Here is a 22,765-nt window from a genome sequence, read left to right on the forward strand (position 1 = left end):
GGGCTGTGTCCAAAGTTACCGGACTGCATTTTATCGCGAAGCAAATACTCTTCCATCTCATTCAAAACTACAGATTAAATGGAACACCTTATTCCTCCTTGCAAAAGGTTAAGCTGAGGCTATTCAATGTGTAAAGTCTGGCAGTGAATATGAATAAATCATCGTAGTTTCTTTCTACGTATTCTTCAATGATGCTCATCCCTTTCCTGAATCTATCAACTAATAAAGTAGTGTAGTTTTCATCCCAGGTAAACCGATTGATTCGTTTAAGTTCATCGGCCAATACTTGAAACTTAAACTCCTCTACAAGAAGTTTCAATTGATACAACTTATCTCTATTTAAACAAAAACAATTATGTTCATTTTCATGATTTTCACGGACGAATTCAATAAACCCGTTTATATTTTTAGCTAACATATTCGCTATTTGCATCTCGAAGTTCATTTCTAACATCTCCTCAATGTCTAAAATCTATATGAAGAGTGTATGATTTGAAATGGTATTTTAACACCAACAATTCTTCTTTAAAGCTAGATTTCCTTATTTTCCGTTACCCATTTTTGATAGATTTTTTATGTTTTTCCACACCAAAAATGCCCCCTTCCTTCCAAGGGGGCAATCTCACTTTGTCGTTATCACATTGAATCCAGAACCAAAGAGATAAGCAGACCTGCCGCAGTGAATATGACCGTGATCGGTCCTCCGTCTTCATATGCTTCAGGCATCATCGTTGACGCAATCATGGCGATGATTCCGCCGCCTGCAAATGCTGCCATCGCTGCCAGGACATAGTCCGGGGCATGATCGAGGAATAGATAGCCCGACATCGAGGATAGAGCCGAAATGAGCAGGACGGAAAACCACAGCAGCATGATTTTCTTCTTGGAATAGTCACTTTTGAGCATACCTGTTGTACTTGAGAGCCCTTCCGGAATATTACTGATGAAGATGGCAATGACCAATAGCCGAGCCACCGCTTATTAAGCTGGCGCCAATCATGATCGACTCTGGTATGGCATCCATCACCGTCCCGATGAAAATGGCTAGGCCCGCTTCCCTCGAAGAGCTATTATTGGAACGTTTCCTTTTATCCGCACCTTTTTTGGAAATAAGAAAATCCAAGGCGTTAAACACTGTGCCCCTGTTATGAATCCGATCGCCGTCGCCCAGATTCCTCCATCACTCACCGAATCAGCAAGCAGCTCATATGCCGCTGCACCAATCAATACACCCGTACCAAAAGCCATAATATAGCCAATGATGTTTTTCTTTATCGGAATGAAGATGGCGGCAAGTGCGCCAAGCAGGACAGCTGAACCCGAAACCCCTCCCCAAAAGACGGCATTCCACATAGAATTCCCCCCATTTCCTTTTTATAGGATAGTGTACCCGGGTAGATGTTGGGGTAAACAATGGGGCCGTTTTTTGCAAATTCCAGCAAAAAAAAGCAGTTATATTCGCTGCCATAGTTTTTGTATATAGAATAGTAGAGTCGCTATTATTATCCTAGCCTTCGCTGCCTTATATGACTGATATTTGCGTTTTTCCTTCTTCTTTATCACTAACCTTTTCAATTTTATCAACAAACATTTGAAAAACCTTTCTCTTTTCTTCCAGCTCTTTTATGGATTCTTTCAATTCGTTCAATTTTTGTTCAAAAGGTTTATGATACTGCTCACGTATATTTCGAATAATTTCATCATTTATAGTGGATTGTACAACTTGTTTGGTGATATTGAATTTATAGGAATAAACCTGAAGATCCCGCTTAACTTCTTCATACTCTTTTTCTATCCCGCTTAGCACATCACTAATTTCCTCATTCCATTCAACTAACGCCTTTTTTACATGATCCTCCAACTTTGTTCCCCCTCAAAATCCGTCTCCATAAAAACTTATTTTATCAATTGTTCATTTCGGTTTCTTTTCGGCTAAGTTACTTAACAAATAAGTTTTATTAAAAACAGATAACAGCCTAAGTGCAGAATTTTGTTTTGGGGTTGCATAAAATTTTAACTTGATGGCGATGTGGGTGCATCCCTGTATAGAAAAAGTTCACATTATATTTAATAGAGGAATTAAAAAGTTTTATTCGTGTCTTAACGTTGTAAATCCACATTTTCCTGACAACACTACAAAAAATAAAAGAGCTATTCAAATTTAACTAGTTGAATAGATCCTTTATTTTTCATTCATTATCATCCTAAATACTGTCTAATCTAAAAATCCTTTTTAGAAAAACAAGAGTCCTAGTGAAATAACAATACCACTTACAAAAAGAGTCAATACACAGTAACCCATAATATCTTTTGCCTTTAGACCAGCAATAGCAAGAGCAGGGAGTGCCCAGAATGGTTGGATTAGATTAGTCCATGCATCTCCCAGGCAACCGCCATAGCCGTTTTTGGAATGGATACATCAAGTGCTATCGATGCATCCAGCATAACAGGAGCTTGAACCGCCCATTGACCTCCACCAGAAGGTATGAAAATATTGACCAATCCTGCACTTAAAAACGCAAATAACGGGAATGTAAATTCATTAGATATTGAAACGAAACCATTAGATATAACAGTAGCTAAACCTGATGCTGTCATCATACCCATAATCCCCGCATAAAAAGGGAATTGGATGATGATCCCACTCGCTCCTTTTACTGCATTAACAACAGCCTCTAAAAAGTGTTTTGGAGTACCATGAAAGAGAATTCCTAAAAATAAGAATAAGAAATTAACAATATCAAGATTGAGTTTAAAACCGTTAAGTACAAAATAATAGAAAAGAAAAACAATCCCTAATATCCCAATTGATAGAGAGATAATCCGGCTATTCTCAAGCCTCTCAGCAGGAGTCAAATCCTCTTTTTCAATAGTAGCTGCCTGGACATCATCCTCTAGGAGAGCAAGATCTACAGTCACTGTTTGTTCCTTTGAAGGCATCATGAATCGATTAACTAATGGAACGATTATGATTAAAGCTATAACAATAAAAAGATTAAAACTAGAAAATATCGTTTCACTTGTTGGGATAATACCAATTAAATCTTCGGAAAAGTGGCCTGGAGTAGCAATAGTCAATGGAGTTGATCCAGATATTCCACCATGCCAGATGAGAAATCCAGAATAAGCACTCGCAATTAAAAGGCGATAATCAACATTTTCTACTTTTTTCGCTAATTCTTTAGCGAACAAAGCCCCAATAACAAGTCCGAATCCCCAGTTTATCCAGCTTGCTACGAGAGAAACGACACTTACAATAATAATTGCCTGACCTGGAGATTTAGCCATAGATGCAAGAGCACCTAATCCCCTTTTAAAAATTCTGCTACTAGCTAATACATGTCCAGTTACTAAAACAAGAACCATCTGCATAGCAAAAAGAAGCAATCCCCAAAATCCATTTCCCCAATGCTGAGCCATCTGATAAGGTCCGCTATCGGTGAAAATAAGTCCCAATCCAAACACAACAAAAGTTAGAATAATAACAAATATAAATGGATCGGGTAAATATCTCTGCATAACACGATTAAAAAAGGCTACCATTACTTTCAACTTTTTATCCTCCTTTTTAAAATCAACCCCCCTTTGTAATTTCTACAATTATTAACATATTCCTCTATTAGGGATCCTGCCTGGCGAATAACCAATCCAGAACTTCTGCAAGGCTTTTTTCTTTTAGGCAGTGCCGAAAATGGGCATGGCTTGCTACTTTGTTTTGAATCGGGTCCTGTTGACTCAAAAACTTCCGACTAATTATTTTTTAAAACGTTGAAATATAATCTTATTCAAAGGAGTATATTTCTTAAAAGCAGAGCAAGATCATTAGTTTCAAGATATGGAATTTAAAATCCTAATCATATAATGCTAAGGGGGGAAGCAAATGAATGACATCTACCCCAATCACAGGGAAGTTTATCTTGAAGCCATTGATAAAGCCTTAGAAAAAGGTCTAGCTGCTAAAGAAGTCGTCTGTTCCATTACGACAGGTTTTCGGGATATTCCATCCATCCGGACTGCACCGGGGCTTAATCCTTACCACGCTTCAGTAGCTGATATTGGCTACGGATTTGATTCAGTACGTGGAACAATCATGAGGATACAACAAGGAGAATCCATTTCTCTTGCAAAGGATATGCTTGTGTTTGAACTTGATACACTACGTATTAGCGAAAAACAATTAAACCCTAATTTTGAACTAGCAGTAAAAGGTGCGAATCCGGATACTTTTTATTTGATTGAACAAAGTAGATATTTGAACCGCCAAATCGCAGAATCAATCAAAGAAGCGATACGTCTCGGCAAAGCCTTTCTTGGACCTGAATGGAAGATCATCCGTGCACGAATCCAGAATATTCAAGCAATCCCGCGTCTATAGTCTTTAGGGAGGAGAGAAGAGCATATTGCCTAATTCACACCCCATGGAAATAAGTATGGAAGATCACCAACATTTGATGGAATGGTGGAAAACAACGGAGTCAGCTAAAATAGTGGTTCAACATTTAATTTCGTTGATAAGTGAACTTCGGCTGCACCCAGAATCCAGTCACGCAGATGGAATGGTTCTTTTTTATCGGGCCGCTTCCGAGATTTCATACGGTTACGCCGGGACACGCGGATGCATCCGAAGGGCTTTTACAAGTGAATATTCTTATGCACTCAGGAAAAATATGGTGATGTGTCATAGCTTCGCACAAAAATATTCAGTTGATACGAAAGTTCTCCTTGAGCGTGTAGCAAAGCAAATCACAGGACCAAACGCCCTACAATTGATAGACCGCATAAGGGAAAAATTAATTGAGAATGACGTGATGTTAAGTAATATGGCTAAAAGAGCTCAAGCTTTCTTTGGAAAAGAACCCTTCCAGTCCATTCAAATGGAAGTGAAGCAATCCAATACCTTACCAAGAGAATAGTCTGACGATACACTACCCCAACCCAATCTAAAAGAAAACGTCAAGTAGCCCTAAATTTACTACATGAGTGGTGTATTTCGGGCCTACTTTTTGTTTGTTTCATTTTTCATTGGGCTCTGCATATAGACGGTAAATCAGATGACCACGGCAAGACTTTATCTATTTCTTCTTTATTCATTAGATCTATGTTTGGTAGAGCTTCAAACAAATAGTGGAAATAATAATAGGGACTTAAACCGCTCTCCATTGCCGTTTTGACCACACTATACATGATGCACCACCTCTAGCACCTCGCAGTATATTAGAAAACAACCAATTTTTTCTCCCGATGACAAAGGTTTTAACTTAGCTTGATGGACATATGACGCTACACCTATCAAGTTTATCTTAGGTGATGTTTCACCATTTTTTTATATAAAGTAGATCGGTGTATGCCGAGAATTTTAGCTGCCTTCGATTTGTTTCCGTCTACTTTCTGTAAGATGTTTGAAATAAGTTCACGTTCACGTTCTTCGTTCGCCACTTTTTCATTAACCAGCAAATTAGAGGTTGTTGAACTATTTCCTTGGTGAGGAGAACCTAATTGCTGATCTAATTCTAGATCAGTAGTTATAAGAGGATTAATAGTATGAGTTGAAATCTGGCCTGTTCTTTCACTAGGATATTTACTATTTTTATTTTTAGGCCTCATAAGATAGTCTGTAAGATGTGGTGGCAGATCTTCTAGTTGAATTCGTGCTTGATCTGAAATAACCACTAAGCTTTCTAAAAGGTTTGCCATTTCCCGAACATTTCCAGGCCAATCATATTGAATGAAGCTTTCCAAGACTTCTCGACTTAATTTAACGGGGGGGATTTGGTGTTTATTGTAAGAATCCTCTAATAATTTAGATACTAAAATAGGAATATCTGTTTTTCTATTTTTGAGGGGAGGGATGTGCAAACGAATGATGTTTAGACGATAGAATAAATCTTTTCGAAAGGTTCCCTTTTCAACCAACTGCTCTAATGGCTGGTTCGTTGCGGCAATAATGCGTACGTTCACATGAATTTCATTAATGCCCCCAATCCTTTCAAATTTTTGTTCCTGCAAGATACGGAGCAGTTTAGCTTGCAGGTGTAGGGACATGTCTCCAATTTCATCCAAAAAAAGCGTTCCGTTATGAGCCAATTCAAATTTTCCTGGTTTTCCTCCCTTGCTTGCTCCTGTAAAAGCCCCATGGTTGTACCCAAAAAGCTCAGATTCAAGCAACTCATCAGGAATAGCCGCACAGTTAATGGATATTAATGGACCATTTTTTACTGGACTTAAATTATGAATAGCTTTGGTAAACAACTCTTTTCCAACACCGCTTTCACCGATAATTAAAACCGTAGCCATTGTCTTTGCTGCTCGACGGGCTATTTTTTTAACTTCACCTATAGAGCTACTTTCACCGATGATTTTATCAAATGTAATCGTTTCTTCATCTTTCTTGGGATATTCAAGTGTAATCTGTTTATGACTCGATTTATCCTTAAGGGTCTGCATCCTATCAAAGACTTTAGAGAGCTCTGAAACTCCTTCGAAAACAAGCATTCCTATTGCACCAATCACTTTATCATTTCTCCATATCGGAATTACGCTAGCAATCATTTCTTGCCCCTGCAAAATAACCGCATTATTGCGTTCAGGAATACCCGTTTCAAGAACAACCGGCAACCGGGTATTGTCAATTACTTCAGTACAATGCTTACCTATAACTTCTTCCTTCCTCATTTGTACGAAACGGCTGTAGGAATTATTAAAAAGTTGGATTACGCCGTTTTGATCTACTACTGTTATACCTTCATAGGCTGTATCAAAACAAAGATCGTACATTTTTACTATTTGATCTAATGATTGTACTTTTTCGCTCAATACAAAGAATTGGTTTAGCAAACTTCTCGTTGAAGGGAAACGACCAATAAGACGTCCATTTCTATCCAATACTGGAATATGCGTTCCAAACTGAAAGGAAAGTTCGTTTATAGGATCGTCAGCATAGCAAGCAGGGAACTTCTTAATCATGATATTTTGAATTTCTTGTTCTAAAGGTATGCCATCCAAAAATGCTCTCATTATTATTGAGAAAGTGACAATCCCCTTTACTATACAATCTTCGTTAACCACTGCAATGTTATCTATTTCGTATTTCGACATGATATTAGCAGCTTTATAAATAGAGTCGTGAATTTGTAATAAATAAGACTCCTCTTCCATCCAATCTTCAACGATTCCGTCCTTAAAAATATTATAGGAGACGCTTTTATTATTTAAAACATTCATCAAGAATCACCTATCTTATATATAATTTTAAATTGATGAGAATTTTGAATAATATCAATATTCAAAATAATACTAAAGGAAATTGTTGTCATTTGTCAACGAAGTTGTTCTTGTTTATCTACATAATTATCGATCGAGTGTTGCTTTTCGAAAACAGATATTTAAGAAACGGATGGGCACTTACAGTAAATTTGGCATAATAACGAGTTGGCACAACACTTGCATTAGTTTATAACTGAAAGTCAATTTTTTATCAGGGGGTGCAGTATGAATTTTATCGGAGAATTACGTACGCCTAATATTGTATATTACGGAGATCAAAGCCTTTCTAAACTAGGCAAAGTGGCAAATGATTTAGGTTCCAAAGCATTGTTAATCAGTGACAAGCCTATGAAGGATTTAGGTTATGTGGCTAGGGTTATTAGATATCTTCAAGGTGGGGGTGTTCACTCGATTACATATTTGGGAGTGGATTCAGAAACAAAAGATACTCATGTTGAAGAGGCTTTAACTCTTTTTAAAGAGAATGAATGTGATTTAATTGTTGGTCTAGGCGGAGGAAGTTGTATTGATGCTGCTAAGGCGGTAGCTCTATTGGCTAGAAATAAAAACGCTTTAATTGAATATATGGGTGTGGAAAATGAGATTATAAATGATCCCGTTTCAGTAATAGCTATTCCGACAACAGCTGGAACAGGATCTGAGGTGACTGATGCTTTAGTTGTGACTGATACAATTTTAGATTTAAAAATGATGATTAAACAACCTAAAATAATGCCACAGGTAGCTATTGTTGACCCAAGTCTGACGCTTTCATCACCAAAAATGTTAACAGTTGCCACAGGGATTGATGCATTATGCCACGCTTTAGAAGCTTATATCTCACGTAAGTCTCATCCTTTAACTAATACACTAGCTTTATCATCTATCAAATTAATTATAGATAACATTCAACGTGTTTATGAAGATGGAAATGATTTAGAAGCAAGAACACAGATGGCTTTAGCTTCAATGCAAGCAGGCATTGCTTTTTCTAATTCATCCGTATGCCTTGTTCATGGGATGTCTCGGCCAATTGGTGCCTTGTATAAAGTACCACATGGGATTTCGAATGCAATGCTTCTATCAGCTGTGTTGGAATTTAGTGAAGGCAGCTGCGTTGAAAAACTAGCTCAAGTAGGTCGGACAATTATGGAAGGCATGGAGCAGCAAAGTGATGTGGACGTGGCAAAAGAAACCGTATTATTTATTAAAAAACTATGTGTTGATTTAAATATTCCTAATCTTAAAGCGTGGGGAATTAATGAAGAAGATTTTGAACAATCTTTAGAGAAAATGGCAACTGACGCATTAGCAAGCGGAAGTCCAGGGAATCACCCCCGAGTGCCTAGCAAAGAGGAAATTATTGATCTATATCGAGTCTCCTTTACTTATGACTATTCAACTATGAACCTACTCAAAAAATAATATTGAATTTGGAAAGGGGGGATTGGTTAATATGGCAATTAGTTTTTTTGGTTTAATAGCTGGTCTTGGACTACTCATGTATATGACCATTAAAGGGATAAACATCATTATTGCAGCTGTGTTGTGTTCTGTTGTTGTAAGTATCACAGGCAAGCTCAATCTAATGGAAGCGTTAACAACGGACTACATGGGGGGCTTCACTGGTTTCTTCGCTTCCTGGTTTTTAACATTTTTACTAGGTGCAATTTTTGGGAAAGTCATGGAAGATACAAAATCCGCTAATTCAATTGCAGATTGGGTTCAGCGTAGATTCGGAGCTAAGCGTGCAGTATTTGCTGTTGTAACCGCGTGTGCGCTTATGACGTATGGCGGTGTGAGCGTATTCATCGTTGCCTTTTCCGTTTATCCTATTGCAGTTTCTTTGTTTAAAAGTGCTAATTTACCCCATCGTTTTATACCTGGTGCCCTTGTCTTTGGATCCATCTCTTTCACTATGACATCGCCAGGGTCACCAGAAATACAAAATTTAATTCCTACTGAACATTTTGGTACGACTCCAACTGCTGGAGGTTGGGTGGGTGTGGTTATTGCTCTATTAATTATGGTTGGAGGTGGAATTCTCTTAGGAAGGATGGTTCAAAAAGCTGTAGATAGAGGAGAAACTTTTTCTATGGACCACATTGCTGAAAGTGCATCGAATGAGGTTGCTGCAACTCGGCTGGAAACAGAGGATGACCCGAATCAAGGAGTATCTAAAAAGGACTTGCCTAATATAATTATTTCGATCATTCCTTTGATCTCTGTAGTAGCAGTCTTAAATATTGCTGCCAAGTATATCCCGACGGATCAAGCGGTATTGGTTGCCTTATTTGCGGGAATTGTTGTGGGATGGGCGCTTATGTATAAAAATGCTATTGGCACTCATAGGAAAGCCCTTACTACAGGGGCAGAAAATGCACTTAATGCCATTGCTAATACATGTGCTGTGGTAGGATTTGGTGCAGTTGCAGCAAAAGTACCAGCATTTACTGCTATTGTGGATACGCTTACTAATAAGCCTGGGCTAGAATATGCGGGTCTTGCTATGGCTGTTACGACTATAGCCGCTATAACGGGTTCAGCCTCTGGCGGTTTAGGAATCGCCTTACCTATACTTGCACCCATTTATCAAGCACAAGGTTTAGATTCAGGAGCTATGCATCGAATTTCATCCATTGCTTCCGGTGGCCTAGATTCTTTACCACATAACGGATACGTCGTTACTACTATCAGAGCGGTATGTAAAGAGACACATCAACGAGCATATAAACCAGTATTTGTTCTCAGTGTGGTCGTACCTACAGCAGCTTTAGCTTTAGCAGTTATCTTATATATGATTTTTTACTAGATGATACCTGAAGGAGGGAAAGAGAGATGAGTTTAAAACATAGGATAGGGTTTATCGGATTAGGAAATATGGGTTTACCTATGGCAGAGAATTTGATTAGTCATGAATATATAGTATACGGTTTTGACATTAATCCAACAGCCATTGTCAAATTTCAAGAAATTGGTGGACATGTATGTCAAAGTATTAAAGAAGTACTCCAACATGCAGATGTGATATTTATTAGTTTGCCTTCACCAGCTATTGTTGAGATGACGTTTTTCGAAGAAGGTATTATTAAGTATGGTACTGATAATTTAATGATTATTGATACAAGTACAGTAACACCCGAATTAAACCGTAAAGTTTTTACTGCTTGCCAGAAAAATAACTTAAGATACTTAGGTTCTCCGGTAAGTGGCGGTGTTATTGGTGCCGTTAATGCAACCCTAACATTTATGGTTGGCGGACCTAAAGTTTACTTTGATGAAGTACATCCACTGCTAAACATTTTAGGAAAAAATCTGTTTCATGTTGGAGAAAATCCAGATAGTGGCACTGTGATTAAGTTAATCAATAATTTGATGATCGGCTTCTATACCCAAGCAGTTGGGGAAGCGCTAACTCTTGGTGAAAATATGGGCTTAGATCACGAGCGTATGTTTGAAATCCTAAATGTAAGTTATGGCCAAAGCAGAATATATGAAAGAAATTATAAGGAGTATATCGCCGAAAATAACTTTGAACCTGGCTTTACAACAAATCTGTTGTTAAAAGATTTAAAAATAGCTAAGCAAATGGCTGAGGAATGTGAAATTAAGCTGCCAATTGGAGACCACTTGGTAGATTGGTATACGCAGGCGGTGAATGAAGGTTATGGAGAGAATGATATGTCTGCTGTTTACTTAATGACTAAGAAGCTAGCTGAAAAAGCAATACAAAAAAAATAATAATAAATTAGGAGGAATAATTAATATGACTATGCTTAAAAGTGAATTTAATACGAAAACATTAACTCATTTTATTGGTGGAGAAATGAAACCTGGCAGAAGTGAACGCTTTGGAAAGGTATATAATCCTTCAACGGGTGAAGTAACGGCTTTTTGTCCATATGCTTCTGTAGAGGAAGTAAATGAAACAATTGAAGTGGCACATTCGGCTTTTGCAGCTTGGAAAAATACGTCTGTGGCAAAAAGAGTGGAAGTTATTCATCGCTTTAGAAGCCTTCTAATAGAGGAAACAGAACGACTGGCAAATATAATAGGTCTTGAAAGCGGCAAAACAATTTCTGATGCAAAAGGTGAAATTAGTAGAGGAATTGAATCGGTTGATTTGGCGATAAATGCTCCACATATGTTAAAAGGTGAATACTCTGTCAATGTTGGTGGAAATATCAACTCTTTTTCAATGAAACAACCTCTAGGTGTAGTTGCAGCGATTTCTCCATTCAATTTTCCAGTAATGGTACCGCTCGCAATGACTTCTATGGCAGTAGCTTGTGGAAATGCGGTAATTTTAAAACCCTCTGAACGTGTTCCGAACTCAGCTTTATTTATCTCGAATCTATGGAAAAAAGCGGGCCTGCCAGATGGGATTTGGAGTATCATTAACGGTGACAAAGAGGCAGTTGATGCATTACTTAAAAATCCAAAAGTATGTGCCATATCTTTTGTAGGTTCTACTAAGGTAGCTGAATATGTTTATCACGAAGGAAGCCGTAATAATAAGAGAGTAGCTTCTTTTGGTGGAGGAAAAAATCATATGATTATTATGCCGGATGCTGATTTAGATCAAGTCGTTACTGCCTTCCTAGGTGCAGCATTTGGTTCTGCATCCCAACGCTGTATGGCGATTTCAGCAGCTGTTCCGGTTGGTAAAGCTACAGCTGATGCATTTGTAGCAAAATTAAAAACTCGTGTACTAGAATTAAAAGTAGGGACATATACTGACAAGAATGCAGACTTCGGAGCTGTAATTACCCAAGAATCAAAAGATACTGTTATCAAGTATATCAATGAAAGTCTTGAAGAAGGCGCACAATTATATGTGGATGGCCGGAATCCTAAAATATGTGAAACGGAAAAAGGTTTTTATTTAGGACCAACGATTTTAGATCATGTTACTCCTGATATGAAAATTTATCGTGATGAGGTGTTCGGACCGGCACGTATTGTGGTACGCGTAAATAGCTTAGACGAAGCAATTGAATTAATTAATAATCACGAATATGGTAATGGTGTTACGATTTTCACAGAAAATGGACCTGCTGCAAGGAAGTTCTCAGAACAAATTGAAGTGGGAATGGTCGGTGTGAACGTACCGATTCCGATACCAGTTGGATACTACAACTTTGGAGGCTGGAAGCGTTCGAAATTCGGGGAAGGCCACATGTTTGGTCCAGACACCGTTCGCTTTTTCACAAAAACCAAAACGGTTTCAGAAAGATGGCCTGAATCCAAAAACAACGAAAATAAAGCGGAATTTTCCTTTCCAAGTAATCAATAACTAAAAAATTTCATTACATTGAGATATGGCGAATTTTCATAGGGAAATGTAATGAACAAATGAAATATATTGAAATAAGCGCAAAACGCTTGGATGATTTTATGATTCCAAGCGTTTTTTTGCTATTGAATTTATTTTATCTATAAATTTAAGAAACTCAAGATAATAGACAAAGAAAATTAGACATTCATCAAATAATAGCGACTGTGCTAAGTTATTCTCCTTATCAAAGAGTGAAGTATAGAGATATAACATACCAATTCTTACAGTCTATAACCGGTAGCATCAGGTAAATGTTTATCTACAACGATAAGCATTTGGTCAACTGTTTTTAATAGAATTATTTTACCTTTTTTCTGGTTTTCTTTTACTATTCACACCCAGTTAATTGACCGTTCACCCATATCACAAGAATGAATACCTAAAAAAACTATACAACCTAAACGTCACACTCCTTCCCCATTACGATATATTGGGGCAATCAAAGAAAATCACGTCATTATCCGGAATCTATTCACCCAAAAGAAGAACTAACAAATTGGGACTCCATCGTCCTCTCCCTTGGCCGCATACCCAACACAGAAATATTCGAAGAAATGAAAGGCCATGCACCCGTAGTGAAACAAATAGAAGACTGCCTTGGACCGCGTACCATAGAGGAAGCTACGCATGAAGAGATGATGAGTGTGATAAGTATATAAAGAAAAGAGACATCCTTTGGTGGGATGTCTCTTTCTCCCTAAACCCACATTTCATCCTTTTTTACATCGTTTTATTTAAATATCAAGACATCCACCTTTAATAGATCCTGTTTGTATTTAAAATATGATTTTCAAAAAAACACATTTAGTTAGTAATCCCTTTCATATAAAATTTAGAGGTGTAAGGCTGACCTATTATCACGTTTAACCTCATCTATGTATTTTATGATAGATGCATAGAAGGGTTTCTTAGAAAAGCGTTGATAATCACCAATTACATAAAACTCTTTTTTAGCTCGTGTAACCGCTACATTTAGTAAATTTGGCTTTGAACATGACCAATTAGCCGCTCCATCACTATTTACATCTGTACCGGTTACCAAATAAACAATATCGGCTTCTTTCCCTTGAAATGTGTGAACAGTACCTACAGATTTTTCCAACCAATCCTTAATTTCTTCATTAGAAATTGGCATATTTTTCAGCCTCTGTTTTAGGACCTGTTTGATACCATCTTTCACTGCAGTAAAAGGTGAGATTATATATACATCAGGAGGAGTGGAGGCCTTTTCCCATAACTCTACAATATGATCTGCAACTAAATCTCCCTGCTCTGTTACGAACTGACGATTTACAGCCAATCCTTTACAATCAAACCAGGCACTCTTCCCTCGACTCTTTTGAGGAGGTAATACCATTTTGTTATCATAGGCTATTTCATTCGCAATGGTAAACATAGGGTCTAAGCATCTTCTGTGAACCCATAATGGTGTTCCAATCCATTGGCCATAATTGTTGAGCGTTCCGTACGGATTTGCTAGATCTGCTAATGTTTGTACAGAGGCACCCGTACCAATATATTTATCATCTACATTGGAGTACTTCCTGATATCCCCTAAAATTGTTTCATCGATTGTTACAACTGGTTCAATTTGAATTGGGTCACCTACTACTATTACTCTCTTTGACCTCCATATAGCACCTGCTGATTGCTGGGGACTTGCTTGTCCTGCCTCATCTATAAACAAGTAATCTATACAATCCTCTTCTACACCTTTATACATAGAGCTAAAACTTGCAAAAGTTGTACTAACCAACGGTGTAATTAAATGAACTGACTTCCAAATATTCTTTAGATATAATCTATGATCCTTATCATTAAGATTCAATTGTTTACGATTATTTAATAAGCGCAAAGTAGATTTGATTGCTTCAAAATTAAAAGCTAACATTAATTTATGAAGCTTCATGGCCTTTAAAAACAGTAATCCCCTTGTGAAATTTAGTTCGTCCGTAAGCCAAATTGTATTTAATTGGCGACGTTCGTATGACTGCTTCGAATTTGACCAGTAGCCATCCTCAGGTAAAGTCAGTCCTTGATTTTTATAATAATCTACCTGTTCTGCGAAAGTAGCTAGTTTTTCTTTTACTCTTTCTACCTTCCCTTTAGTCTCCTCTAGTTGTTTTCTCTTTAGGTAAAGCTTTTTTTCTTCTTCTTTTAAGAATGAAATAATAACATTTAATTCCTTTTCCAACTCAATTTTTTTTATATTTTTTTTGAATAGGATTCTTTGCAAAAGGGATTGCTTAGGTAAGGTTTTAATTTGTTGTTCCGTCAATCGCTTTTGCTGTTCTAAATGTCTCTTCTCATCCTCTATATTCATTTGATCTTGCTCAAGTATAGGTAGCTGATTCTCTAACTCTTTTAATAGCATATCTGAAGCTTGTATGATCTTATAATCATCGGAAAATTTTTGAAGCTCCTCTTTTTTTTGCCTTACTAATTCGAAAATATTCTGAAAATCCTTTACAGCATCTTCCCAGTCTTTTAACTTTACTTGCTTACTATCCTGTTCCAATTGTTGAAGAAAAGCATCTCCATTGTTCTTACTACCATATAGCTTCCAACCAAATTTAGATATATTATCAGATTTTCCTAGAGCTCCAGAAAAAAGTCCCCAAGTATCACTATTGTCACCTAAAAGATCTTTTGCTGCTGATGGGTACATAGATAAATCTTCCGCCTCTTTAGCATACAATTCATCATAATCTTTGAATTTACTTTTTCCAGGAGGACGAATAATTTCATCCATTTTAGGTAGGTCCTTTGAGATATTTTCAACTGCCCCATTATTGCTAGAAGCAACAACCATAGAATATTTATTTAATGTTGAATCTAATAAATAGATAGGATAGGGATAACCATTTAGATTGATTGTTTTCACTTTCTTAAAACATTCAGTGGGATTATTAAATTGCACCATTCCTTTTGCTCTTTCAACTACAATGTTAGCAAAAATATCTTTTAATAACGTAGTCTTCCCTGTTCCTGGCGGTCCATTGACAGAACTAATTTTCTGGTCATTCTTTAAAATTTGATTTACAGCTACTTGCTGCATTAATGACAATCTATGATCTACTGGTGACGGCCAGCGACCATCTGGCATGTTATTCGGCTGTAAGATTTCTTCAATATATTTTTGATTTTCATCAATTTTTATTCGTTCTTCAATCCTTTTTCCTTCAATAAACTGACCAAGTGCTTTGTTCTCTCCTTTCTTTAGTATTTGTTCTAAGTCATCTTGGTAGAAGCTGTTAAAATTCTTAGATGTATGTTCTTGGTCTGCTTTAGTAACTTCCATCCCCAAATAGTTTAATTGATCATTATCTAATCGATGAAAATACTGCTGGTAAACTTGCTGAATCTCTATTAAAGACTCTTTTGTTACTCCATTAATAAAGATGGTCTGTGCCTGTTCCTCAAACAGTTCCAATTGGCTCCGAAAAGGTGTGCTGAGATCCTCGTAATTAACTCTTGAATTTTCCGTCATCATTTTCATTACATACATAAGAAAAGGAACAAACATAGAATTTTTTACATATTGCCCCCTGTTGTCCACCGAAAAGGAAAAACTAAATAAAGTTTTACGCTCCTTATTAATAATCTCTTCCTTATTTTTAAAATTTTCGCGTAAAAAACGGACAAGTTTATGATAATCAAAACAGGATAGATAATACTGGTATTGAACTTGATATTTGTTTTTATCTTTTAATTGATCTTTCTCCCAAGGGCTCTCATGAAACTTTATCAAACGTGTTTTATCCCTATTTTGATTATCTTTGAAATAATTTCCTTTTATATCACCTTTACCGGGAACCTCGCTTGGTGCTAATGATTCTAATAAGAGCCATGCCTTAAGAACTGACTTTATTTTGTTTATTTCCATCTTTTCACTCCCATTGTTATTAGCTTTACATTTACCTTAATGCTGACTGCAAAAGATTTCCAAAGTTTATCTTACAATTATAACACTTACCCAAATTTTGTATTTATCACAAACCTCACTTAATCATGATATTATTTAATCATAGCAAACCTATAGGAGGATAACATGAAAAAGCAGGTTAAAGTAGTTGCAGCCATCATTGAAAATGAAAAAGATGAAATACTATGTGCGTTACGCTCTCCAGATATGAGCATCCCGAACATGTGGGAATTTCCAGGTGGAAAAGTAGAGAAAGGCGAAGATATTTTTACTGCATTAAAAAGAGAGATTGATGAAGAATTACAATGCAAGGTTGAAACAGAGACTTCAGTCTTTAATGATAATACGCTTGAATATGAAACCTTTATCATTAACCTACTGTCAATAAAATGTAAGATCATTGAAGGCACCCCAACTGCCAATGAACATTCTAAACTGATATGGTTAAAGCGCGAGAATCTAAGCTCTCTAAAATGGGCTCCTGCTGACATTCCAGCAGTGGAGCAATTAATCAATGAAAAAAATAGTCTTCTCAAATGAGAAGACTATACTCTTTTAGTGAACTCAGTATATAAACTAGCTGGGACCTCATTCTCTAATTCCATTGTAACGGTAATTGGCTTTTCCCCTTCATATTCCACGGTGTTACCCTTGCCGATATAAATATAAGGTTCTGTCTTTCCATCTATTTCTTTATACTTTCTAATAAATAAATGTAAATGTATCCCTCTATCCTGGTTGAATACAATATTCTTTCCTCTCTCAGAACTTGGGGCTGTACTATTTGGAGTCTGCCATTGAAAAATGCGCTCGTTTATAAATTCATCGTGGTAATTAATGCTCTCTTTAATATCTTCTTCCTTGTGTAAATCAATAAATAAGAAATAGTCATTTCCATTCGAAAGTAGACCAGAACCCCTAAAGGCACTGTGGCTTTTGCGATAATTGGATAGTAATGCAGCATCACCCATTTGATATTGCTCATACAGCTTCAAATGTGGCACACCATAGTAGTCTTCTTTAAATTCCTTTTCATATCTAAAGATTCCATAAATAATAAGGTCTTCGATATACGTTCTATATTCTTCATTCTGTAGAACCTTTTGATAAGTAGAGGTCTTTGATAAATAGCCATCTTCAAGAGTAAATAACTTCAAGTTCCTCTTTTTCTGACCAGGATCATAAAAATCCTGATTTAGACATTGCAAGGCATGCCATACGCTATCTTCATCTACCTCTTTAACCAACTTCAATATCTCTTGTGTTGCGGTTTCTATCGAGATCTCATCATGATCCAATAGATATTTAGCAATAGCAAACTCATACACTCGCTTTAAAGGTAGCTTACTCGATAACTCCCTTAATACTCCTTCAAAAGCTTCGTCTAGTAATAGCCTTTTCAAGGAATCTTCTTTTTCTACCTTAGCTACAAATTGCAAATATGTTTTATCTCGATTAATAAACTTAATCGGATCTGGAGCTCCATCAAATTTCATATAATCCATTAATAATAAAGGAATTTTACCTTGATTCATTTTCTTAAATTCAAAGTACTCTTCCTTCAAATACTTCAAAGAATTAAAGTTTTCCTTATCAATCTGCGCTAATATCCGTTCTTCCGAGATTTTATCCATTTGAATATGTGTACAACCTGGAATATTTGCAAAGCCAGTCGCAATAGCAACCTTCAAGCTCTCTTTATCATAATAACGGCTTCCATTTAATGCGATGGCAATTAAAAACGTTTTACTATGATTCCCGATGAAATCAAGTACCGTTAGGAAAGTCTTGTCTTTATGTTTACGAAGTCCTCGTCCTAGCTGTTGAATAAAAACGATTGGAGAATTAGTAGGTCTTAACATTAATACGGTATTTACAGAAGGAATATCAACACCCTCATTAAAAATATCTACGGTGAAAATAAATTCTAAGTCATCATGATCATCTTCTAGCTTATTTATATAATGTGATCTCAGCTCGACTGAATCTTCTCCAGATAAACAGATACTTTTAATACCTCTACTATTAAATTCTTGTGCCATATATTGTGCATGTTCAACGGTTACACAAAAACCTAAACCTTTTCTTTTGTCCCCGTCATGGCCATAGAAATTCATATTCTTAATAATAAAGTCGACTCTCTCGTTAACCTTTAATCTCTTCGTTATCTCTGCTACATTGTCAATATCAACATCACTTAAATCAATTCCCTCAATGTCGGTAATACCAAAATAATGAAAGGGAATAACCAATTCATCCTCTAAAGCCTCGTGTAAACGAACTTCCAAAGCAACATTATTATCAAATAGGTCAAAAACATTTTGTTGATCGCTTCTCTCTGGAGTAGCTGTCATCCCTAACGTGAATTGTGGTTCGAAATATTCTAGTACTGCTTGATAACTAGGGCTTGTTGCATGGTGGGCCTCATCAAAAATAATATAATCAAACTCATCTCGTTTAAATTCCTCGTAACATTTAGACAAAGTTTGTATGGTAGAAAAAATATAATCAGCATTTTTTTGCTTTTGGTTCCCAGTCAGTAATCCAAATGTCAGTTTTTCATTAGGAAGGAGTTTTTCAAAAGTCTCTTTTGCTTTTTTTAATATTTCTTCTCTATGTACAATGAACAGTAATCTTTTAGGCTTGAATCCCTTTACATCAAAAGCAGACATATATGTTTTACCCGTCCCTGTTGCTGCTATAACTAAGGCCTTCTTTTCCCCAAACGATCTAATTCTTTCAAGGTTTTCAACCGCACGTTTTTGCATGTTATTGGGAATGATATATTCAGAGCTTTCATAAATAAATTGACTCGTATTTGTATAGCCCTTTAATTTACTCAAAAACTCTTCATACTTACTAATAAAATTGTCATCCGCAACGACGCTACTATTCCATAATCCATCATATTCCTTTAATACATCTTTAAGAAATTGAGCATCCTCTTTAGCAATAATCTCAACATTCCACTCAATATTACTCTTAAGGGCGCTTTGAGTAATATTAGAAGAACCAATAATCACCTTATAACGATCCTTAAATTCAAAAATATACGCTTTCGTATGAAAACCAATCGCCTTATCTGTTTCAAAAATCTTCAAATGGATATTACTAAACTCATTTACTTTCTTTAAAGCCTTCGCTTCGGTAAAATTCAGATAAGTAGAAGTAATAATCTTCCCCTTTACGCCCCTTTTTTCCGCGTTCTTAAAAGTATCCAACAACAGCTGAAGACCACTATAATTAATAAAAGCGACGCTGAAATAAAACCTTTCACACTCATTTATAGAAGAGATTAATTCATTTAATAAATTACCCTTGTCTGAATTGACAATTAGCTTTTTCTCGATGCTCATGATTTGCTCCTGACTGTGGTTATATGAGATTGTTTCAGATATCAAAAGATAAAATTGAATAACTTGTCGAACATTAGTGCTTAGATAATGATAGCATGGAATTTACCATAAAAAAACAGCTAACCAGAAGGGCCAGCTGCATAATCTTCGTTTATTTCAAATAATGTCTCTATATTCACTTTTGTTACTAGTAAAAAAAAGTGATACTATTATAGAAAAAGAGATACAGAGGCTAAAATTATGAATGGACTAGTTTTTGATAAAAGAAATTTCACTCCCGATCATGTGCATACTCTAAAAACACCGCTTCTAAATAACTATCCCATTGTATATATACTTTATAATGAGAAAAAGAGGCCCACTGCCTATATTGGGCAAACGGTTCAAGCTTCACGACGCTTGAGAAATCATATAGAGGATAAAAAGCGTAAGCATTTGAACCGTTCTATTTTAATTGGCCATGAGAAATTCAATCAATCTGCGACGTATAATATTGAATCGAATCTAATTAACTATTTCATCGCCGATAACCACTATCAGTTGCAAAACGTGAGCCAGACTAGATCTAGGGTAATGCATAATTACTATCAGAAATCCTTTTATAATGAAGAGCTATTTCAAGTTATTTGGGAGAAACTTAGGGAAGAGAAGATTGTGATTGATACTGTTGAGAACCTTAGGAACAAAGACATTTATAAGTTATCTCCTTATAAGGAACTCTCGCCTCAGCAGCTTGATATTAAAAATGAGATTCTTAATTTTTGTAAAGAACATGTTAGAAAAGAGGGGAATCATGTTATTGCCATTGAAGGAGATGCAGGCACAGGTAAAAGTGTCTTATTAAGCTCTCTGTTTAACACGATTCAAGATTTGGCTAAAGATGATAGCTCTCTTTTATTTGGAACAGATAATTACATGCTGGTGAATCACACTGAGATGCTAAAAACATATAAAAGTATTGCCAACAGCTTACCGAACTTGAAGAAAAAGAATCTCATGAAACCAACGCCATTTATTAATCAGAAGACAAAGGCGGAAGAAACAGCAGATATCGTATTAATAGACGAAGCTCATTTGCTTCTAACAAAGGAAGATTCTTATAATAATTTTCGCTACCAAAACCAACTCGATGAGATTATTAAGCGTAGTAAAATCGCCATAGTCATCTTTGATGCAAAACAAGTACTGAAAATAAAAAGCTATTGGAACGAGAGATTGCTTGAAGAAATCACCAATCAGTATAATGCGAAGACCGTAAAACTTACGGATCAAATGAGAATGAACGCCAATTCAGAAACGATCAAGTGGATTGACCACTTTGTTGAAAAGAAAATTCTTCATTTACCGTTAGAAGAAGACTCCTCCTTCGAGCTTGAATTTTTTGAAGATGCTGAGACATTTAAAACAGCTATTAAAAATAAAAACAACGAAATCGGTCTTTCTCGGATTGTATCAACTTTTGATTATTTACATAAAAAAGACGAAAAGACTTACTTTGTCGATGAAAAAGGAATTAACATGCCCTGGAATAGCACCCAAGATAATGTTACGTGGGCAGAAAATCCGAGTTCCATTAAGGAAGTTGGTTCCATTTATACCGTTCAAGGATTCGACCTAAATTACGTTGGAGTTGTTCTTGGCCCTTCCGTGAGCTATGATGAAAACAAAGACGAGCTAGTCATTTATCCTTCCAAATACAAAGATACAGGTGCATTCATTTCACGAACAGATTTGCCACCTGAAAAGAACCAAGAAATTAAAGAAGAAATCATCTTAAATTCCATCAATGTCCTTATGAAACGGGGTATACATGGACTATATATTTACGCCACAGACCCTAAATTAAGACAGAGACTACTCGAGCTAAAAAGGGGAAAACGATTATGAGTGATATTCAAAGGTTAATTAAGCAAGTTAATGAATTTAGAGATGAAAGAAACTGGAGACAATATCATAACCCAAAAGACCTCGCCATCTCTATCTCCATTGAAGCAGCAGAACTACTAGAAGACTTTCAATGGATCAACAGTGAAAAAGCACTTAAAGAAAATAAAGAAAACATCCGTGAAGAAATCGCAGATGTTTTGATCTATTCATTAATGCTATGTTCAGATCTTGGGTTAGATATAACAGAGATAGTGGAAGAAAAAATTATAAAGAATGGGAGGAAGTATCCAGTTTGTAATAAGGAGGATACTCCTTCTTAAAAATTATTAATCATATTTCTCCAGCTAAAAGGACCCTTCTTTCCAGAAGGGTCCTCAGTTTGTCGACAAAAGGCAATCAAGTGCTTATAGTTAATTCTGTTACATAATCCTGAACATTACTGAAGTGGTCCCATAAATTCAGTAATAATAAGAATATGTTCCTTCAGTTTGACTTTTTTTAGATTCTCTACTTTTTCTGCTCCACCTAAACCTAATAGAGGGGTATATCCAAAACACTCGTCATAGTTAGGGGTACTGTATTTACTTATCGCTTCAGGATAAGGCTGCCACATTAATTCATCGTTCATAAAGTCATTATCTTTTAAGTCATCAAAAAAGAATTCAAATCCGGATGAAACAACATTAACATATCCTTTCCTAAAGTTTAATAAATTTACATACTTATCTTTTTCCCATACTATAATATCACCCATTGCGGTTGTAAAAATAGGAATCGCCTGCTCATACCTTAGATAACTTCTCTCTAAAATATCTAAATAATCGTCTGGATTAATAACTTTTAAAAAGTCATTTACGAAAGTACCAAAACCATATTTTTTCCACGTTTCTATTAATTCTTCAGGAAGCTTATCCTTATATTTTAAAATAACATTTTCATCAACTGTTTCATGTTTTATAAAATCGCTCAATATAGTTTCCAATTAAAATACCCTCC

Annotated in this window: 15 protein-coding genes and 3 pseudogenes; 9 read left to right on the forward strand and 9 right to left on the reverse strand. The window is 36.1% G+C overall.

Annotated elements, in window-relative coordinates; translation table 11 throughout:
- Positions 1-88: 88 nt before the first annotated feature.
- The 4 genes and pseudogenes from ACQKKK_RS08225 to ACQKKK_RS08240 all read right to left on the reverse strand — a co-directional run bounded on the left by ACQKKK_RS08225 (position 89) and on the right by ACQKKK_RS08240 (position 3,543).
- Positions 89-445 carry a hypothetical protein gene (locus ACQKKK_RS08225; RefSeq protein ID WP_427615470.1) on the reverse strand — a complete coding sequence of 119 codons (357 nt, stop codon included), beginning with the start codon at positions 443-445 and terminating at the stop codon, positions 89-91.
- Positions 446-636: 191 nt separating this feature from the next.
- Positions 637-1,353, reverse strand: a pseudogene (locus ACQKKK_RS08230) (ZIP family metal transporter).
- A gap of 169 nt (positions 1,354-1,522) precedes the next feature.
- Complete coding sequence (locus ACQKKK_RS08235; RefSeq protein WP_427615472.1) at positions 1,523-1,861, reverse strand: hypothetical protein; 339 nt, start codon at positions 1,859-1,861, stop codon at positions 1,523-1,525.
- 372 nt (positions 1,862-2,233) lie between these two features.
- A pseudogene (locus ACQKKK_RS08240) lies at positions 2,234-3,543 on the reverse strand (short-chain fatty acid transporter).
- Positions 3,544-3,880: 337 nt separating this feature from the next.
- Between ACQKKK_RS08240 and ACQKKK_RS08245 the strand changes: the two are divergent.
- Both ACQKKK_RS08245 and ACQKKK_RS08250 read left to right on the forward strand, forming a co-directional pair.
- Positions 3,881-4,375: a hypothetical protein gene (locus ACQKKK_RS08245; protein ID WP_427615474.1), complete on the forward strand. Its 495-nt coding sequence runs from the start codon at positions 3,881-3,883 to the stop codon at positions 4,373-4,375.
- Between the two features lie 25 nt (positions 4,376-4,400).
- Positions 4,401-4,913 carry a hypothetical protein gene (locus ACQKKK_RS08250; RefSeq protein WP_427615476.1) on the forward strand — a complete coding sequence of 171 codons (513 nt, stop codon included), beginning with the start codon at positions 4,401-4,403 and terminating at the stop codon, positions 4,911-4,913.
- Between the two features lie 83 nt (positions 4,914-4,996).
- Here the strand turns inward: ACQKKK_RS08250 and ACQKKK_RS08255 are convergent.
- Both ACQKKK_RS08255 and ACQKKK_RS08260 read right to left on the reverse strand, forming a co-directional pair.
- Positions 4,997-5,258, reverse strand: a pseudogene (locus tag ACQKKK_RS08255) (IS66 family transposase); the annotation flags it as partial.
- A gap of 37 nt (positions 5,259-5,295) precedes the next feature.
- Positions 5,296-7,221, reverse strand: a complete 1,926-nt coding sequence (locus ACQKKK_RS08260) for a sigma 54-interacting transcriptional regulator (RefSeq protein ID WP_427615478.1) — start codon at positions 7,219-7,221, stop codon at positions 5,296-5,298.
- Positions 7,222-7,488: 267 nt separating this feature from the next.
- Here ACQKKK_RS08260 and ACQKKK_RS08265 point away from each other — a divergent pair, with 267 nt between their 5' ends.
- Genes ACQKKK_RS08265 through ACQKKK_RS08280 form a run of 4 tightly spaced genes read left to right on the forward strand, consistent with a single transcriptional unit; the run spans position 7,489 to position 12,559 of the window.
- The gene (locus ACQKKK_RS08265; protein ID WP_427615480.1) at positions 7,489-8,688 is read left to right on the forward strand and encodes an iron-containing alcohol dehydrogenase; all 1,200 of its coding nucleotides are present in this window, start codon (positions 7,489-7,491) and stop codon (positions 8,686-8,688) included.
- Between the two features lie 31 nt (positions 8,689-8,719).
- Positions 8,720-10,075, forward strand: a complete 1,356-nt coding sequence (locus ACQKKK_RS08270; RefSeq protein ID WP_427615482.1) for a GntP family permease — start codon at positions 8,720-8,722, stop codon at positions 10,073-10,075.
- Positions 10,076-10,101: 26 nt separating this feature from the next.
- The gene (locus tag ACQKKK_RS08275; RefSeq protein ID WP_427615484.1) at positions 10,102-11,004 is read left to right on the forward strand and encodes an NAD(P)-dependent oxidoreductase; all 903 of its coding nucleotides are present in this window, start codon (positions 10,102-10,104) and stop codon (positions 11,002-11,004) included.
- A 31-nt stretch (positions 11,005-11,035) separates the two neighbouring features.
- Positions 11,036-12,559, forward strand: coding sequence for a CoA-acylating methylmalonate-semialdehyde dehydrogenase (locus tag ACQKKK_RS08280; protein ID WP_427615831.1), 1,524 nt, complete (start codon positions 11,036-11,038; stop codon positions 12,557-12,559).
- An 874-nt stretch (positions 12,560-13,433) separates the two neighbouring features.
- Here the strand turns inward: ACQKKK_RS08280 and ACQKKK_RS08285 are convergent.
- Positions 13,434-16,487: an AAA domain-containing protein gene (locus tag ACQKKK_RS08285; protein ID WP_427615486.1), complete on the reverse strand. Its 3,054-nt coding sequence runs from the start codon at positions 16,485-16,487 to the stop codon at positions 13,434-13,436.
- Positions 16,488-16,652: 165 nt separating this feature from the next.
- On the opposite strand from ACQKKK_RS08285, the gene ACQKKK_RS08290 reads away from it, so the two are divergent.
- Positions 16,653-17,066: a (deoxy)nucleoside triphosphate pyrophosphohydrolase gene (locus tag ACQKKK_RS08290; protein WP_427615488.1), complete on the forward strand. Its 414-nt coding sequence runs from the start codon at positions 16,653-16,655 to the stop codon at positions 17,064-17,066.
- A gap of 5 nt (positions 17,067-17,071) precedes the next feature.
- On the opposite strand, the gene ACQKKK_RS08295 is transcribed toward ACQKKK_RS08290, so the two are convergent.
- On the reverse strand, positions 17,072-19,882 hold the full coding sequence (locus ACQKKK_RS08295; protein WP_427615490.1) for a DEAD/DEAH box helicase: 2,811 nt from the start codon (positions 19,880-19,882) through the stop codon (positions 17,072-17,074).
- Between the two features lie 240 nt (positions 19,883-20,122).
- Between ACQKKK_RS08295 and ACQKKK_RS08300 the strand changes: the two genes are divergently transcribed.
- On the forward strand, positions 20,123-21,769 hold the full coding sequence (locus tag ACQKKK_RS08300) for a DUF2075 domain-containing protein (RefSeq protein WP_427615492.1): 1,647 nt from the start codon (positions 20,123-20,125) through the stop codon (positions 21,767-21,769).
- Entirely contained in the window at positions 21,766-22,089 is a 324-nt protein-coding gene (locus tag ACQKKK_RS08305) for a nucleotide pyrophosphohydrolase (protein WP_427615494.1), read from the forward strand. Before ACQKKK_RS08300 ends, ACQKKK_RS08305 begins: the two co-directional genes overlap by 4 nt.
- A 116-nt stretch (positions 22,090-22,205) precedes the next feature.
- Here ACQKKK_RS08305 and ACQKKK_RS08310 read toward each other — a convergent pair whose 3' ends face one another.
- A complete protein-coding gene (locus ACQKKK_RS08310; RefSeq protein WP_427615496.1) occupies positions 22,206-22,751 on the reverse strand; it encodes a T6SS immunity protein Tdi1 domain-containing protein in 546 nt (181 codons plus the stop codon).
- Between the last annotated feature and the right edge of the window lie 14 nt (positions 22,752-22,765).

Source organism: Peribacillus sp. NPDC006672 (assembly GCF_050274955.1).
In the GTDB taxonomy this organism is placed as follows: Bacteria; Bacillota; Bacilli; order Bacillales; family DSM-1321; genus Peribacillus.

What these genes read in the sequence shown, in the direction of transcription:
- ACQKKK_RS08270 (WP_427615482.1), top strand. Translation starts at nt 8,720, where the DNA reads ATGGCAATTAGTTTTTTTGGTTTAATAGCTGGTCTTGGACTACTCATG.
- ACQKKK_RS08290 (WP_427615488.1), top strand. Translation starts at nt 16,653, where the DNA reads ATGAAAAAGCAGGTTAAAGTAGTTGCAGCCATCATTGAAAATGAAAAA.
- ACQKKK_RS08225 (WP_427615470.1), bottom strand. Translation starts at nt 445, where the DNA reads ATGAACTTCGAGATGCAAATAGCGAATATGTTAGCTAAAAATATAAAC.
- ACQKKK_RS08295 (WP_427615490.1), bottom strand. Translation starts at nt 19,882, where the DNA reads ATGAGCATCGAGAAAAAGCTAATTGTCAATTCAGACAAGGGTAATTTA.
- ACQKKK_RS08300 (WP_427615492.1), top strand. Translation starts at nt 20,123, where the DNA reads ATGAATGGACTAGTTTTTGATAAAAGAAATTTCACTCCCGATCATGTG.
- ACQKKK_RS08305 (WP_427615494.1), top strand. Translation starts at nt 21,766, where the DNA reads ATGAGTGATATTCAAAGGTTAATTAAGCAAGTTAATGAATTTAGAGAT.
- ACQKKK_RS08280 (WP_427615831.1), top strand. Translation starts at nt 11,036, where the DNA reads ATGCTTAAAAGTGAATTTAATACGAAAACATTAACTCATTTTATTGGT.
- ACQKKK_RS08260 (WP_427615478.1), bottom strand. Translation starts at nt 7,221, where the DNA reads ATGAATGTTTTAAATAATAAAAGCGTCTCCTATAATATTTTTAAGGAC.
- ACQKKK_RS08275 (WP_427615484.1), top strand. Translation starts at nt 10,102, where the DNA reads ATGAGTTTAAAACATAGGATAGGGTTTATCGGATTAGGAAATATGGGT.
- ACQKKK_RS08265 (WP_427615480.1), top strand. Translation starts at nt 7,489, where the DNA reads ATGAATTTTATCGGAGAATTACGTACGCCTAATATTGTATATTACGGA.
- ACQKKK_RS08245 (WP_427615474.1), top strand. Translation starts at nt 3,881, where the DNA reads ATGAATGACATCTACCCCAATCACAGGGAAGTTTATCTTGAAGCCATT.
- ACQKKK_RS08285 (WP_427615486.1), bottom strand. Translation starts at nt 16,487, where the DNA reads ATGGAAATAAACAAAATAAAGTCAGTTCTTAAGGCATGGCTCTTATTA.